Annotated in this window: 13 protein-coding genes and 1 tRNA gene; 8 read left to right on the plus strand and 6 right to left on the minus strand. The window is 28.2% G+C overall.

The window, feature by feature from the left end; all coding sequences use genetic code 11:
- The 4 genes from HNQ06_RS02200 to HNQ06_RS02215 form a co-directional block, all read left to right on the plus strand.
- A partial coding sequence (locus HNQ06_RS02200; protein WP_184107334.1) for a tetratricopeptide repeat protein occupies positions 1-1,395 on the plus strand: 1,395 nt, incomplete at its 5' end.
- A 6-nt stretch (positions 1,396-1,401) separates the two neighbouring features.
- Positions 1,402-3,240, plus strand: a complete 1,839-nt coding sequence (gene mutL / locus HNQ06_RS02205; RefSeq protein WP_184107335.1) for a DNA mismatch repair endonuclease MutL — start codon at positions 1,402-1,404, stop codon at positions 3,238-3,240.
- 18 nt (positions 3,241-3,258) lie between these two features.
- Positions 3,259-4,293 (plus strand): coiled-coil domain-containing protein, encoded by a 1,035-nt coding sequence (locus HNQ06_RS02210; RefSeq protein WP_184107336.1) that lies wholly within the window; start codon positions 3,259-3,261, stop codon positions 4,291-4,293.
- Between the two features lie 27 nt (positions 4,294-4,320).
- Positions 4,321-4,394: transfer RNA gene (locus tag HNQ06_RS02215), tRNA-Ile, on the plus strand.
- A gap of 11 nt (positions 4,395-4,405) precedes the next feature.
- Here HNQ06_RS02215 and HNQ06_RS02220 read toward each other — a convergent pair.
- Together HNQ06_RS02220 and efp are read right to left on the minus strand one after the other, a co-directional pair.
- Positions 4,406-5,059 carry a hypothetical protein gene (locus HNQ06_RS02220; RefSeq protein WP_184107337.1) on the minus strand — a complete coding sequence of 218 codons (654 nt, stop codon included), beginning with the start codon at positions 5,057-5,059 and terminating at the stop codon, positions 4,406-4,408.
- On the minus strand, positions 5,037-5,615 hold the full coding sequence (gene efp / locus HNQ06_RS02225; protein ID WP_184107338.1) for an elongation factor P: 579 nt from the start codon (positions 5,613-5,615) through the stop codon (positions 5,037-5,039). The genes HNQ06_RS02220 and efp overlap by 23 nt, the downstream gene beginning before the upstream one ends.
- 165 nt (positions 5,616-5,780) lie before the next feature.
- Between efp and HNQ06_RS02230 the strand changes: the two genes are divergently transcribed.
- The 4 genes from HNQ06_RS02230 (at position 5,781) to pstB (ending at position 9,943) form a co-directional block, all read left to right on the plus strand.
- A complete protein-coding gene (locus HNQ06_RS02230) occupies positions 5,781-6,620 on the plus strand; it encodes an extracellular solute-binding protein (RefSeq protein WP_184107339.1) in 840 nt (279 codons plus the stop codon).
- Positions 6,621-6,709: 89 nt separating this feature from the next.
- Positions 6,710-7,618 carry a phosphate ABC transporter permease subunit PstC gene (gene pstC, locus HNQ06_RS02235; RefSeq protein WP_184107340.1) on the plus strand — a complete coding sequence of 303 codons (909 nt, stop codon included), beginning with the start codon at positions 6,710-6,712 and terminating at the stop codon, positions 7,616-7,618.
- Positions 7,619-7,722: 104 nt separating this feature from the next.
- Positions 7,723-9,159, plus strand: a complete 1,437-nt coding sequence (gene pstA, locus HNQ06_RS02240; RefSeq protein WP_184107510.1) for a phosphate ABC transporter permease PstA — start codon at positions 7,723-7,725, stop codon at positions 9,157-9,159.
- Position 9,160: 1 nt separating this feature from the next.
- On the plus strand, positions 9,161-9,943 hold the full coding sequence (pstB, locus tag HNQ06_RS02245) for a phosphate ABC transporter ATP-binding protein PstB (RefSeq protein ID WP_184107341.1): 783 nt from the start codon (positions 9,161-9,163) through the stop codon (positions 9,941-9,943).
- Between the two features lie 2 nt (positions 9,944-9,945).
- Here the strand turns inward: pstB and HNQ06_RS02250 are convergent, their stop codons facing one another.
- The 4 genes from HNQ06_RS02250 to pgl are packed head-to-tail and all read right to left on the minus strand — an operon-like array spanning position 9,946 to position 14,506.
- The gene (locus HNQ06_RS02250) at positions 9,946-10,767 is read right to left on the minus strand and encodes a ZIP family metal transporter (protein WP_002556818.1); all 822 of its coding nucleotides are present in this window, start codon (positions 10,765-10,767) and stop codon (positions 9,946-9,948) included.
- A 43-nt stretch (positions 10,768-10,810) separates the two neighbouring features.
- The gene (locus HNQ06_RS02255) at positions 10,811-12,595 is read right to left on the minus strand and encodes an alanine--tRNA ligase (protein ID WP_184107342.1); all 1,785 of its coding nucleotides are present in this window, start codon (positions 12,593-12,595) and stop codon (positions 10,811-10,813) included.
- Complete coding sequence (locus HNQ06_RS02260; protein ID WP_184107343.1) at positions 12,595-13,812, minus strand: flagellar motor switch protein FliG; 1,218 nt, start codon at positions 13,810-13,812, stop codon at positions 12,595-12,597. The genes HNQ06_RS02255 and HNQ06_RS02260 overlap by 1 nt, the downstream gene beginning before the upstream one ends.
- Entirely contained in the window at positions 13,799-14,506 is a 708-nt protein-coding gene (pgl, locus tag HNQ06_RS02265; protein ID WP_184107344.1) for a 6-phosphogluconolactonase, read from the minus strand. Before pgl ends, HNQ06_RS02260 begins: the two co-directional genes overlap by 14 nt.
- Positions 14,507-14,508 lie beyond the last annotated feature (2 nt).

Here is a 14,508-nt window from a genome sequence, read left to right on the forward strand (position 1 = left end):
GTTTATTCAATAAAGCCTATTGATCTTGAAAACTCAAAAACACGTCAACAAGCCATTAAAGATCTAAACGAATTCTTGAAAAACAATCCCAATGATGCCCACGCCTCTAAAACTTTAGCTCAAGCTAATAAAATGCAGCAACTGGAAGATCTTAAATCTAAGGTTTATTCAATAAAGCCTATTGATCTTGAAAACCCAAAAACACGTCAACAAGCCATTAAAGATCTAAACGAATTCTTGAAAAACAATCCCAATGACGCCCACGCCTCTAAAACTTTAGCTCAAGCTTATGAAAGCAATGGAGATTTACTAAAAGCAGAAAATGTATACGAAAAAATTACCAAACTCAAAAATGCCCAAGAAGATCACTATAAACTTGGAATTATTAGATTTAAGCTTAAAAAGTATGAACACTCAATAGCATCATTTGATCAAACAATAAAGCTCGACCCAAAACATAAAAAAGCACATAATAACAAAGGAATAGCTTTAATGATGCTAAATAAAAACAAAAAAGCAATAGAATCTTTTGAGAAAGCAATACAAATTGATAAAAATTATGGCACTGCCTACTACCAAAAAGGAATAGCAGAGGAAAAAAATGGCAATATACAACAAGCATTTGCAAGCTTTAAAAATGCCTACAACCTCGACAAAAAACCTAATTATGCATTAAAAGCTGGAATAATATCAAATAACTTGGGCAACTTCAAACAAAGTGAAGAATATTTAAATTTTTTTAATAACAATGCAAAAAAACCTAACGAAATTGCTATTTACAACCTATCAATAGCAAAATTTGAGAACAATAAACTTGAAGAATCTCTTGAAACAATAAACAAAGCCATCGATTTAAATCCAGAAAAAAGTGAATATTTATATTTAAAAGCATCTATAAATCTTAAAAAAGGAAACTACCAAAATGCCATATCACTTTACAACTTGGTAATTGAAAAAAACCCTGAAAATACTTCAGCCTATATAAACCTAGCAAAAGCATACGAAAAATCAGGAAATAAGAGTCAAGCAATCTCAACTCTTGAAAAGATAATAAACAAAAATAATAAATTAGCCTTAAATAATCTTGGAATACTTTACAAAAAAGAAAAAAATTATAAAAAAGCAATAGAAATTTTTGAAAAAGCAATAATCAATTCAGATATTGAAGCAAAATATAATCTTGCAACCACTCTAATTGAAATTAATGATAACACAAGGGCTAAAGACCTTCTAAGAGAATATACAAAATTAAAACCAAACAATCCAGAAGCATTACATGCACTAGGAATAATAGAATATAATGAGAATAACAATGATCAAACATTAAGAGAACTTGTAAAAAAATTTCCAAATTACAAAAAAAATGAAAATATTAAAAAAATAATAGGAATATAAATTTCAATGAACAAAATAAGATTCTTAGATAAATACTTGGTTCAAAAAATAGCAGCAGGAGAATCAATAGACAGACCATGTTCAATATTAAGAGAATTGCTAGACAATTCAATAGATTCTGGAGCTACCAAAATTGAAGTCTTTCTTGAAGAAGGGGGAATTCACAAAATCTTAATAATAGATAATGGAAGCGGAATAAGTAAAGAAGATTTAAAAATCTGCTATCTACCACATACTACTTCAAAAATATCATCAGAAGAAGATTTAAGAAAAATAGAAACTCTAGGATTTAGAGGAGAAGCTCTCTCTAGTATTGCAATTTGCTCCAACATTTCAATAACAAGCTCAACAACCAATAATGAAAGCTATCAAATAGAAGTAGAAAATGGAATTGAAAAATGCTTTAAAAAACAACCTGCCATAAACGGAACAATAGTGGATGTCACAAAAATATTTCACAACTTCCCAGCAAGAAAAAGATTCTTAAAGCAAGAACCCATTGAAACAAAAATGTGTCTAAAAGTTTTAGAAGAAAAAATAATAACCCACCCCGAAATCAATTTCGAAATTAATTTAAATCAAAAGCTAAGAAAAATTTATTTTAAAGAATCGTTAATTGACAGGGTTCAAAATGTATATGGAAATGTAATAGAAAATAATAAATTTAGGGTCTTAAAAAAAGAACATGACAATATAAAAATAGAAATATTTTTAGCACCAGATAACTTTTCTAAAAAAAGTAAAAGACATATTAAAACATTTGTCAACAGAAGACCTATAGATCAAAAAGATCTCTTAGAAGCAATAACTAATGGACATAGCAGAATACTTTCTCCTGGCAACTTCCCAGTATGTTATTTATTTTTAGAAATAAACCCTGAATATATTGACTTTAATGTCCACCCTCAAAAAAAAGAAGTAAGATTTTACAATCTTCCATTTTTATTTAAACTAATATCTGATAATATTAATAATTTTTTTGATAAAAACATAAATAACTACCAAGACATAATAATAAAAAGACAATTAACAGAAGATGATCATTTAATAGAAATGATAAACCAACCAGAAAACTTTAATAAAACTAACACATATGATATACCACAAAACTATAATTTAGAAACAACAGAAGATAATGTAAACGAGCCAAACAAAAACATAACACAAAGCAATATTGACCTTAGAAGATACAACTCAATTATACAAAATAGACCAACACTTAAGGAAAACATTGAAAACATTTTCTCTGACAACTTTTTAGATTTTGAAGAACCTCAAAATAAAAATGAAAAAGAAGAAATAAAATTCAACTATATTGGACAAATATTCTCTGAATTTTTAATCGTTGAAAAAATAAATGAGGTTTACTTTATAGACCAACACGCAGTTCACGAAAAAATAATATATGAAAAACTTAGAAATTCAAAAAAAACTGTTCAAAAACTTCTAATACCAATTGAATTCACAGTAGTTGATAAAAACATAGAAGAAATTATAGATAGCGAAATTGAAGAATACAAACAAATGAACATTATAATCTCTAAAATAGGCTCTAAAAAATATCAACTTGAATCTATTCCTAATATTTGTAGTCAATATGAAAATACCCTTATTAACTTTTTTCAATCAAGAAGAAGCAGGACAATAAATTCTCTTGAATCTGACTTATACGCAACTATTGCTTGCAGAAAGGCTGTTAAAACCAATGACATATTAAGCGCTGAATTTAGCAAATTTTTAATAAATGAATTTTTTAAACTAGAAATCAAACATTGTCCTCATGGACGAAAAATTTATTACAAAATATCTAAATTTGAGCTTGAAAAAAAAGTTGACAGAGCATAAAATAAAGCCAGAGTTCCCATGATAAAAAAAATCAAATCAGAAATTAACTTATTAAAGATAGAAAAAGACAAAAATTTAATTGAACTTGGAAAAATATTAAAAAATACTAATATAGTAGAATTAAAAAATTTAAACCACTATCCCAATTTAAAATCAGTAGAAAAAGAATTGTACCAAATGAAAAGCAATTTAAGCAAATCAGAAGAAAATGAAAACATATTAAAAAATTTAAACAAAAAAATTTATATTTTTAAAAAAGAATATAAATCTACTAGTAAATCATATAAAAAAAACCTTAAAGAAATTGCTAAAACAATAATCAAAATTTATCCTCAAAATCTAGAATTAATATCAAAGTACAATATGAATTTTTCTAAATTGAAACTTGAAAAATATAAAAAAATAGAATTAGTAAGTGATCATAAAACAAAAAATTATTTACAAAGAATAATACTTAGGATTAATTCAGTAATAAACAATATTATCAATATTATAAATATACATAAAATATCAAAAGAATTTGAAAAGCGGGTATTCACAAAATATTACCCTTCTGAAAACTTTGAAAGCATAATAAATGAATTTTCATTAAACAAAAAATTAAACAATGTAATTGTTAAAGAATTTAAAATAATAAATGAAATCAAAACAAATATAAAAAACATAAAAGAAGAAATAAAAGAAATAATATCTACAAGCAAAAAAGAAAAAATATATAAAAAGAATAAAATAAAAAATGAAATCAATGTTATTACAAAAAACAAAGAAAATATTTTAAAAAAAATTGCTGAAGAATTTATTGAAACCACAAAAAAAGATAAAATGATAGCAAAAACTAATGCAATTAGCTCAGTAATCCAAAAAATTGAAAAAACAGACCAAAAAATATTAAACTTAAATAATGATTTAATAAAAATAACAAAACAGGAAGAAATAAAAAACATTCAACAAAAGATGCAAATCCTAACAAAAGAAAAAGATAAAATTAATAACAAATTAGACGCATTAGCTTCTAAAATAGAAATTATTCAAAATGAACTTGACAATGAATAAAAAATAAATATAATAAATTAAAGCTAAGGGCCCATAGCTCAGTTGGTTAGAGCACCCGACTCATAATCGGTAGGTCCCAGGTTCAAGTCCTGGTGGGCCCATTTTGATCTTTTCAACCAACTTTAAAAAAAAGATTTGAATTTTTTTCTACATAATAAAAACTTATATAATTATCAAATGTTTTATCAATCTCCAGGGTCTCTATTGAATCAATTCTAACAACTGAAGAGATAGAATGTAGTTTGTCTTTATAAGTTTTAACAAAAAATACTTTGGAATTGCTTAACTTGTTTAACATTGCCATATCTTTAGACTTATATACATAATTGTGAACATCATCTAAATCATATTTTGACATGTCCAAAGAAATAATAAATTCTCTACTATAAACTCTCATACCCTTATCAAAAAGGCGAACACATGAAGTAAAATCTTCAAAAGTTTTATCAAAAAAATTAAATCTCAAATCCCTACAATATAGAATATCTTTTCCAAGACTAGAATCAATAAAAAAAGAGCTATAATTATTATTAATCACTTGAATAAACTCACTGGTATCCTTGTTCTCTATTGATAATTTAAAAACATCTTTTGGATTTAGAACTTTAATTGCAAAATCAAAACTCATAAAGTAATCTAAACGATTCTCAGTAAAATAATAATTTATCTTATAATCAAGCTCTTTTATTTCCGGATAATTTATTTCGCAAGAACAAGCAAAGCAACAAAAAAACAATATTAATTTAACTTTTAATCCGCTCTGCATACTCTTTAGTTTCAGAATTAACTAAAACCTTATCTCCAACGTTAATAAAAAGTGGAGCTTTTACTACAAGCCCTGTATTAAGAGTAATATTTTTCATTGCATTTGTTACAGTGTCGCCTTTAACAGCCGCCTCAACCTCTACAACTTCAAAAGCAATCTTTGGAGCCAGCTTAATATCAATAACCACATTGTCAAAAGTTATAAGAGAATAGATTTCAGACTCCTGCAAAAAAGGCACTTTATCTTGTAAATTAGCATTCTCTTTTAAGTCCAAACTCACTTGATCATAAGATTCTAAATCCATAAAAACTAAAACGTCTTTATCTTTATATAAATACTGGGCACTAACCTCATAAATTTCAATAGCTTCTGCGGTATCTGCCCCTTTTAAAGTTTCTCTAATGACAAGTTTGTTTTTTAAGTTCTTAAGCTTTAACCTTACTATTGCCCCTCCCCTGCCTGTTTTTGAAAATTCTCGCTCAAGAACAATATGTGGGACCCCTTTAATAAGTAAAAAAGAACCTTTTTCAATCTCACTAGATTTCACTACTGCCATTTAAATACCTCGCAAAACTTAACATACAAATCTAGTAGTAATTTATACCAAAAAATTAAAATATTTGCTATTATTCCCCAATTATAACTTAATCAATAAAGTTAATTTACAATTGACTTATTTTAAATTAATGCTATTATATACTTAAACAAAGGAGTTTACTTGATGGAAAAAATTATTATCTTAATTTTTATGCTATCAACAAGTTTATTATACAACTGTAAAAATCAAGACAATGAAAAAATTGTATCAATTGGGGGATCTACAACTGTAAGCCCAATACTAGACGAAATGATTTTAAGATATAATAAAATAAACAATAATACTAAAGTAACATACGATGCACAAGGAAGTAGTGTTGGCATAAACGGGCTATTTAACAAAATATATAAAATAGCAATATCATCAAGAGATTTAACTAAAGAAGAAATTGAACAAGGGGCAAAAGAAACTGTATTCGCTTATGATGCTTTAATTTTTATTACAAGCCCTGAAATAAAAATTACAAATATTACAGAAGAAAATCTGGCCAAAATACTAAATGGAGAAATTCAAAATTGGAAACAAGTGGGAGGTCCTGATGCTAAAATCAACTTTATTAATCGAGACTCTTCTTCTGGTTCTTATTCGTCTATAAAAGATCTACTTCTTAATAAAATATTTAAAACTCAAGAAAAAGCTCAATTTAGACAAGACGGAATAGTAGTAAAATCCAATGGAGAGGTAATTGAAAAAACAAGCTTTACTCCGCACTCAATAGGATATATAGGTCTTGGATATGCAAAAAATTCAATAGAAAAGGGTTTAAATATTCTTTCTGTCAACAGCACATACCCTACAAAAGAAACAATAAATAGCAATAAATACACCATTAAAAGAAATTTAATAATAGTTACAAATAATAAGTACGAAGATAAAAACGCAACTCAATTTATTGATTTCATGACAAGTTCAATCGGACAAGATATTGTTGAAGAACAAGGTTTTTTAGGGATAAAAACATAATTAAATTAAAGGAAAAAAAACTTGACTTAATATTAAGTCAAGCAATACAATTTAACACTGATATGAGCTTTAAGGGATTTTTTTAAAAAATGCATCTAAGCTTAAAGACAAAAAGAAAAATAATTGAAATTATTTTCAAATCTTTTATTCTTATATCTGCAATAATTAGTTCCCTATCAATATTGTTTTTAGGTTTGTTTATATTAAAAACTGGATTAACTCCATTTATTAACAACAAAATTAAAGTTTTAAACTTTTTATTTAGCACAAATTGGGATCCTACTAGTAATCTACAAAAATCTTATGGCATCTTAGCATTCATTATTAATTCCTTTTTAACTACACTTTTTTCTATTTTAATTGCTTTACCAATTGGATTGGGATTTGCAATATATTTACTTGAAAAAGCAAAAGGATTTTATAGACAATTTTTACAAACAGTAATAGAGCTTTTAGCAGGAATCCCTAGTGTGGTTTACGGATTTTTCGGAAGCACATTTATTGCCGCTTTGGTAAAAAACATTTTTCAAAGAGAAGACAATTTGGGATACAATTTAATAAGCTCATCACTCATATTAAGCATAATGATAGTTCCCACAATAATTAGCGTTTGTTATTCATCACTTAAAGCCGTTCCCAAATCATATAAATTTGCATCTCTTGCATTAGCGGCAACAGACTGGCAAACAATATACAAGATAATAATACCATCAGCTAGTCGAGGTATTTTAGCAGGAACAATATTGGCAATAGGAAGAGCTATTGGAGAAACTGTGGCAGTATTAATGGTTGGAGGAGGCTCTCCTCTTTTTATAAAAAACGTATTTTCTCCCATTAGAACGCTAACCGTAAACATTGCTATGGACATGGGATATGCCTCAGGTGTTCACAGAGAAGCTCTCTTTTCTACAGCTCTAGTATTATTGCTATTTTCAATAATTACAAATTTACTCAAAAATTTTATACTATCTTCAAATAAAGGGTTAAAGAAAAAGTGACAAAAACTCAAAAAAATAAATTGATTAACAAGCTCTATTTCTTTATAATCAATCTTATTGCATATTTTTTAACATCGGTATTAATTTTTCTAATAACATATGTATTGTACAACTCTTTATTTTATTTCAAAAAAAAACAAACTTTATTTTTAAACAAAACTCAAAGCTTTGTGCCATTTAAAACAGAAGACAACAAAGAAATACAAATTGCTTTTATTGTTAACAAAAATATCAATACAGAAAAAATATCAATAGAAGACATTTATAACATATATAACAATAAAATTTCACATTGGGGAAGCATTTCAGATCAGGGAATTGATATTATACCTATTGCAAGCTCGATTGACAGCATATCTAACAAAGCCATTCTAAAAACATTAATTAAAAACAATGTATTTAATAACAGATACATAAAAATCGAACCATCTACCAAAAAAATACTTCAAACCATAAACAACACAATAGGCTCTATAAGTTATTTAACAAAAGAAGAATTTGAATCCCTAGATTTTAAATTATATCCCAATATTAAAGCTTTAAAAATAAAAACTATGTCTGTCTTAATAAGTAAAAAAACTTTAACAAAAAATGAAAATGAAATCATCAATACATTAGGTATTGATGAAGTTGAAAAACTTATTAAAGGCAAAGAAAAATGGGTCAATTTAATATCAAAGGATATTAAATTAAAAATAATAAAATATCTTGATCAAGAAGAAAATATAATACAAGCTATAGAAAAAACAGAAGGCGCACTAGCAATTGTACCTTGGCATTATTTTCAAAATTTTAAAGCGCCCTTTATTAAAATGCATTATTTTGATAAAAGCAGTCCTTTGAATTTAAATTTTATATTATCTATTCCAAGAGATTCTGGCGCATATGGTGGAATCTCTTACTTAATATTAAATACTTTTTACGTAATACTATTAACAACCGCTATTTCAATATACATTGGAATAGGAACTGGCGTAATGCTTGCCGAATACACTTCCAGTAAAATATTTTACAAAATACTATCTATGAGCGTTGACATTCTTTCCTCAATTCCTGCAATAATTTTTGGACTTTTTGGACTGATTTTTTTTGTGCCAATTTTTGGAATAGGAATACTCTCGGGAGCAATAACAAGCTCCCTAATGATATTACCAATGATTGTTAAAACAACCGAAGAAGCATTTAAAACAATCCCAAAATCATACAAATATGCTTCATTCGCATTAGGGGCAAACAAAACAGAAACTATAATTAAAGTTATGGTTCCAGCAGCTATTCCTGGAATACTAACAGGAGTAGTTCTTGCAATAGGAAGGGCCTTAGGAGAAACGGCTGTATTGCTTTTTACAATGGGAACAAACTTGGGGCTTGCAACAAATTTAAATGAACCATCAAGAACATTAACTGTACACTTACTGATGTTATTTCAAGAAGGACACCTGGACAAAGGATTTGGAACAGCCTCAATACTTGTTATTATGGTACTAATAGTAAATTTAACATCAAAATTTTTAATAAACAAATTATATAGGATTAAATAAAGTGATAAAAGAAAAAGATACACCAAAAAATGAAGTTATAATAGAAACGGAAAATCTAAATCTATTTTATACGGATTTTAAAGCTTTAAACAAAATAAATATGAAAATACTAAAAAATAGTATTACCGCCTTAATAGGGCCATCTGGCTGTGGCAAATCAACATTCTTAAGAACTCTCAACAGAATGAATGACCTTGTTGAGGGTATCAAAATAGAAGGCAATGTAATATATGAAGGAAAAAACATTTATTCAAATAATTTCGATATCCTGGAGCTTAGAAGAAAAATAGGAATGGTATTCCAAACACCTAACCCATTTTTAATGTCTATCTATGACAATATAAGCTATGGCCCAAAAATTCACGGAACAAAAGATAAAAAAAAACTAGACGAAATAGTAGAACAATCACTAAAAAAATCTGCACTCTGGAACGAGGTCAAAGACAAACTTAATACAAATGCCTTAAGTCTCTCAGGAGGTCAACAACAAAGGCTCTGTATTGCAAGAACTCTTGCAATAGAACCAAATGTAATACTAATGGATGAACCCACATCTGCTCTTGATCCAATATCAACAGGCAAAATTGAAGAGCTAATAATAAACTTAAAAGAAAGTTACACAATAATCATTGTAACTCACAACATGCAACAAGCCGGAAGAATATCTGACAGAACCGCATTTTTCCTTAATGGGTGCATTGAAGAAGAAAGTTCAACTGATGAATTATTCTTCAATCCTAAAAATACTAAAACTGAAGAATATATCAGCGGAAAATTTGGATAATTTTAACCTAGTGAAACATCAAGAAACATCATTAATGTAAAACCAATAACACCAAATATACTTGGCACTTTATTGTCAATATCTTTTCTCTTAGCTTCAGGTATTAATTGTTCAATTGACACATAAATCATCGCTCCTGCAGAGAAAGCCAAAGCAAAAGGTAAAATTCGAGTAAAAGAATAAACCGCATAAGCACCCATAAGACCCCCTACAATTTCTACCAATCCTGACATTTGACCATAATTAAAGCATTTTGCTAAAGCAACATTACCTCTTCTTAAAGGTAGAGAAATAGCTGCTCCTTCGGGAATATTTTGAATACCAATACCAAGCGTAAGAAGCATAGCCCCAACTAAAGTTTGAATATCTGGATTAGATGCCAAAGCTCCAAAAGCAACCCCAACAGCTAATCCTTCTGGAAAATTATGTAAAGTAACAGCAGTAAAGAGTAAAAAATCTTTTTTACCATGTTTGGTTAAGTCTTCATCAATAAAAGTAAGTTTATCAAGATCTGGAACAAATACATCTACAATATATATAAAAAATGCTCCAACAAGAAATCCAAAAACAGCTGGCACCCAAGTAATGTATCCAAGCTCTTCAGCTCTTTCTATAGCAGGCTGAATAAGCGAAAAAAAACTGGCCGCTATCATAATACCCGCTGAGAAACCAAGCATAGCGTCCATTATTTTATTATCCACTTTTCTAAAGAAAAAAACTGCTGCTGCTCCAAAAGCTGTGGTAAACCAAGTGAAAGTAGAACCTAAAAGTCCTAATAATACAGGATGCAAAGTCAATAAATAATCTAAAATTGATTTTATCATAAAAGCCTCCTATTAAAAATAAATCAACAAATAATAAACAATTTTACTCATCAATCAAAATAGCTTTTATTCTTCTTATACCTGAAGATGAGGATTGTTCTTTTTGTATTTTAAAAGTACCAAGTTCATTGGTATTCTCTACATGAGGGCCTCCACAAACTTCGAGTGAAAATCCATCTATCTCATAAACACTCACCAAATTGTCATATTTTTCTCCAAAAAGAGCCATGGCGCCTTTTTCTCGAGCCTCGCTTAATTCCATTATAATTTTTTTTACAGACAAAGAATTTTTTATCTGTAAATTAACAATCTCTTCAACTTTTTTTATCTCATCATCAGTCATCTTTTCAGAATGAACAAAATCAAACCTTAATCGCTCAGCAGTAATATTGCTTCCTTTTTGTCTAACATGATCACCAAGTACTAATTGAAGTGCCTTATGCAGCAAATGAGTCGCTGTATGTAGCTTAGTGGTCTCATAAGTATAATCAGCAAGCCCTCCTTTAAAGACTTTGTCACCTCCTTTCTTTGAAGTATTTTGATGCTTTTTAAAATGCTCATCAAAACCCAACTTATCAATATTAAAGCCATATTCAAGAGCAAGCTCTTCTGTTACTTCGTATGGAAAACCATAAGTATCGTATAATTTAAAAGCAATATCGCCAGGAATAGTCTTAGAAGGCAAATTTCTTGTTACTTTGATAAATTCTTGCTCCCCTTGAGATAAAGTTTTAAAAAACTTTCCTTCTTCTGTGCTTAATTCCTTTTTTATAAAATCTTTTTTTTCTGTTAGCTCATTATAAAAAGATCCATAAATAGTTTCTACAGAATCAACAAGATCAGCCAAAAAATGGGATTTTATTCCAAGCTTCTTTGCATATCTGATAGATCGCCTTATTAGTCTTCTTAAAACATACCCTTGGCCCAAATTGGAAGGAAAAACAACAGAACTATCAGCAAGAATAAAGCAAGCTGCTTTAACATGATCAGAAATTATTCTAATATATCTATCATCATCTTCTTTTTGTCCATAAATTTTACCAGAAATAATTTCTATTCTCTTTATTATAGGCATAAATGCATCTGTATCATAAACTGAAGATTTGCCCTGCAAAAAAGCAATTGTCCTCTCAAGACCCATTCCCGTATCAACACATTTTCGACCCAATTCTATGTAATTACCATTTTCATCTTTATTGTATTGCATAAAAACATTGTTCCAAATTTCAAAATACTTACCACAAGAACACGTAATATTACAGTCAAGAGAACACTTGGGTTTTCCAGTATCCACATATATTTCGGTATCTGGTCCACAAGGCCCTTTAGATCCAACAGGTCCCCAAAAATTATGCTCCTTAGAAAGATAATGTATTCTATCTTTAGGAATACCCAAACTTTCCCAAACTTTAGCAGTCTCTGTATCGCGCGGAATCTCTTGATCACCTTCAAATACACTCACGTAAAGACTATCTTTTGGAATATTTAAATAATCAGAAGACGTCAAAAATTCAAAACTGCACCTTACAGAATGCTCTTTAAAATAAGCTCCAAGAGACCAATTTCCAAGCATTTCAAAAAAAGTTAAATGGCTTAAATCTCCAACCTCATCAATGTCACCTGTTCTTAGGCATTTTTGAACATTAACAAGCATATCTCCTGATGGGTGCACTTCCCCAAGAAGATACGGTATAAGAGGCTGCATGCCGGCTGTATTAAAAAGAACTGTAGGATCATTTTCAGGAACCAATGATTTACCCATTATTTCAAAATGTTTTTTTGATTTAAAAAAATCAATATATTTTTTACGCAACTTATTAAGTGTCATTAAATAAATTCCTCATTTTTTCTATATATTATTAAATCGCCTTTTAAAGTTAAATTTTTAATATAATTAACAAAAGCTGTTGTCATGGTTTTTAAATCTTTTTTACTTATTTTTCCTAAAAAAGCTTCTTCATCTAAAATAATTTCTTTACGCCTTTTTGAAACATTTGAAAGCATTTTATCTCTAACCTCGTCAGACTTATCCTTAATAATAATTGCAATCTCTTTGTCTGTAAACTCTCTTAAAATATTATGAAGGTCATTATCCATAATTCTCAATATTACATTGATATCAAATATTTTTTCTCGAATTTCACTGTCTATAACAGGATTTAAATCCCGCATATTAATATTATTAAGCAAATTTTTCTCTTCATTAGAATCCATATAGCTTAAAATATCAACAAGTATCTTAGATCCATCAAGTTTATCTGTCTTAAGATTCCCCTGCATTTTAAATCTATCCTTAAGCTTATTCGAAATTGCCTCTATTGTATCCATGCTTAATTGCCTTGGCTTGACAAGATCTTTTACAAATTTTTTTCTATCTTCCTCTTCTAGCATTGAAAAAACATACTTTTTTTGATCTTTATTTAAATAATTATATAATATAACAAGCGTTTTAATATTCTCATCCTTAATTAATGCCCAAAGTTGTTCATGCTCAATTTGAGATAAATAATCAAAAGGAATAAAAATATCATTACCAGTAACTTTTTTATAAATTGATTTTGCTTTAGATTTTCCTAACGTTTTATTTAATAACTCATAAGCAAAGTTATCATCAACCTTAACATATCTTTTTTGATTTCTTAGTAACTCTTCAAATTCTTTAATAATATGCTCTTTTTCTTCTGGAGCAATATAACTAATCTTTGAAATTTCTCTGGTAATTAAGATTATATCTGAATCATCAAGCTCAGACATAATCTTTGCAGATTTTTCAAGTCCAATAGCCAAAAAATATTTTGCAATCTTTGTGACCTTGCTCTCTTTGCGAATAAATCCTGGCTTTAAATCATTAATATTGTTGGATTTAGGCTCAACAGATGCTTTGTTTTTATTGCCCTTAATAAGGCTTATCCAAGATCTAAGCATAGAGCCTTGAATCTCTGAATCGGAAAAATTTTTATTTAAACTTAAAGTATCAATTTCTTCAACAGTTTTTTGGCTTAAATTTTTAGCATTTTTATACTTGGAAAGCCTAGGATCCTGCATAACTTTCATCTCTTTTAATGTTTGTAAGAACCAGTAAATTGGGATGCTCTTTGAAAAGTCTGGCTGGACATTCATTAATAGAGCTATTAGAACCTAAAAAATTTTCTAAAGCACGCTTTTTATCAACACCCATAAATAACAAAACAACAGCTTTTGAACTAAACAAAGTTTTGGGGGTTAAACTTATTCTTTTACTAGGGAATTTAGGAGAATTGTATTCATACTGATAACCTTCTACATCTGAGAACAACAATTTTCTTGAAGGGAAAAGCGATGCTATGTGTCCATCCTCACCAACAGAAACTAAAATAAAATCAAAAATATTAAACCTAGAATTAAATTCAATATTATAGTCATGAATAGCTGTGGCTTCGTCTATTTCGTTATAAACAAAAGCATGAAATTTGGAAATGCTTATTAAATTTTTATCAACCATTTTAGAAAAAAAATTTTCATTTAAAAGATTATAATTACTATTCTCATCATTTAATGGAACACACCGTTCATCAACTAAAAAAAAATGCGCTCTTTTAAAAGAAAAATTTTGTTTAAGAAAAACACTTAAAAAGCTAACTATGCTTCGACCACCACAAATTCCAATACTTGTATATTTATCTTTATCTACATTCATATTAAAAAAATCAAAAAATCTATCTTTTAAATAATTCTCTTCATCAGAATATAAAAACTCCATTT

It is taken from the genome of Borreliella lanei, assembly GCF_014205895.1.
Taxonomy (GTDB): domain Bacteria; phylum Spirochaetota; class Spirochaetia; order Borreliales; family Borreliaceae; genus Borreliella; species Borreliella lanei.

Coding starts and splice junctions, on each gene's coding strand:
- HNQ06_RS02210 (WP_184107336.1), top strand. CDS start 3,259: ATGATAAAAAAAATCAAATCAGAAATTAACTTATTAAAGATAGAAAAA.
- pstC (WP_184107340.1), top strand. CDS start 6,710: ATGCATCTAAGCTTAAAGACAAAAAGAAAAATAATTGAAATTATTTTC.
- mutL (WP_184107335.1), top strand. CDS start 1,402: ATGAACAAAATAAGATTCTTAGATAAATACTTGGTTCAAAAAATAGCA.
- HNQ06_RS02220 (WP_184107337.1), bottom strand. CDS start 5,059: ATGCAGAGCGGATTAAAAGTTAAATTAATATTGTTTTTTTGTTGCTTT.
- pgl (WP_184107344.1), bottom strand. CDS start 14,506: ATGGAGTTTTTATATTCTGATGAAGAGAATTATTTAAAAGATAGATTT.
- HNQ06_RS02230 (WP_184107339.1), top strand. CDS start 5,781: ATGGAAAAAATTATTATCTTAATTTTTATGCTATCAACAAGTTTATTA.
- HNQ06_RS02250 (WP_002556818.1), bottom strand. CDS start 10,767: ATGATAAAATCAATTTTAGATTATTTATTGACTTTGCATCCTGTATTA.
- HNQ06_RS02255 (WP_184107342.1), bottom strand. CDS start 12,595: ATGACACTTAATAAGTTGCGTAAAAAATATATTGATTTTTTTAAATCA.
- efp (WP_184107338.1), bottom strand. CDS start 5,615: ATGGCAGTAGTGAAATCTAGTGAGATTGAAAAAGGTTCTTTTTTACTT.
- HNQ06_RS02260 (WP_184107343.1), bottom strand. CDS start 13,812: ATGCAGGATCCTAGGCTTTCCAAGTATAAAAATGCTAAAAATTTAAGC.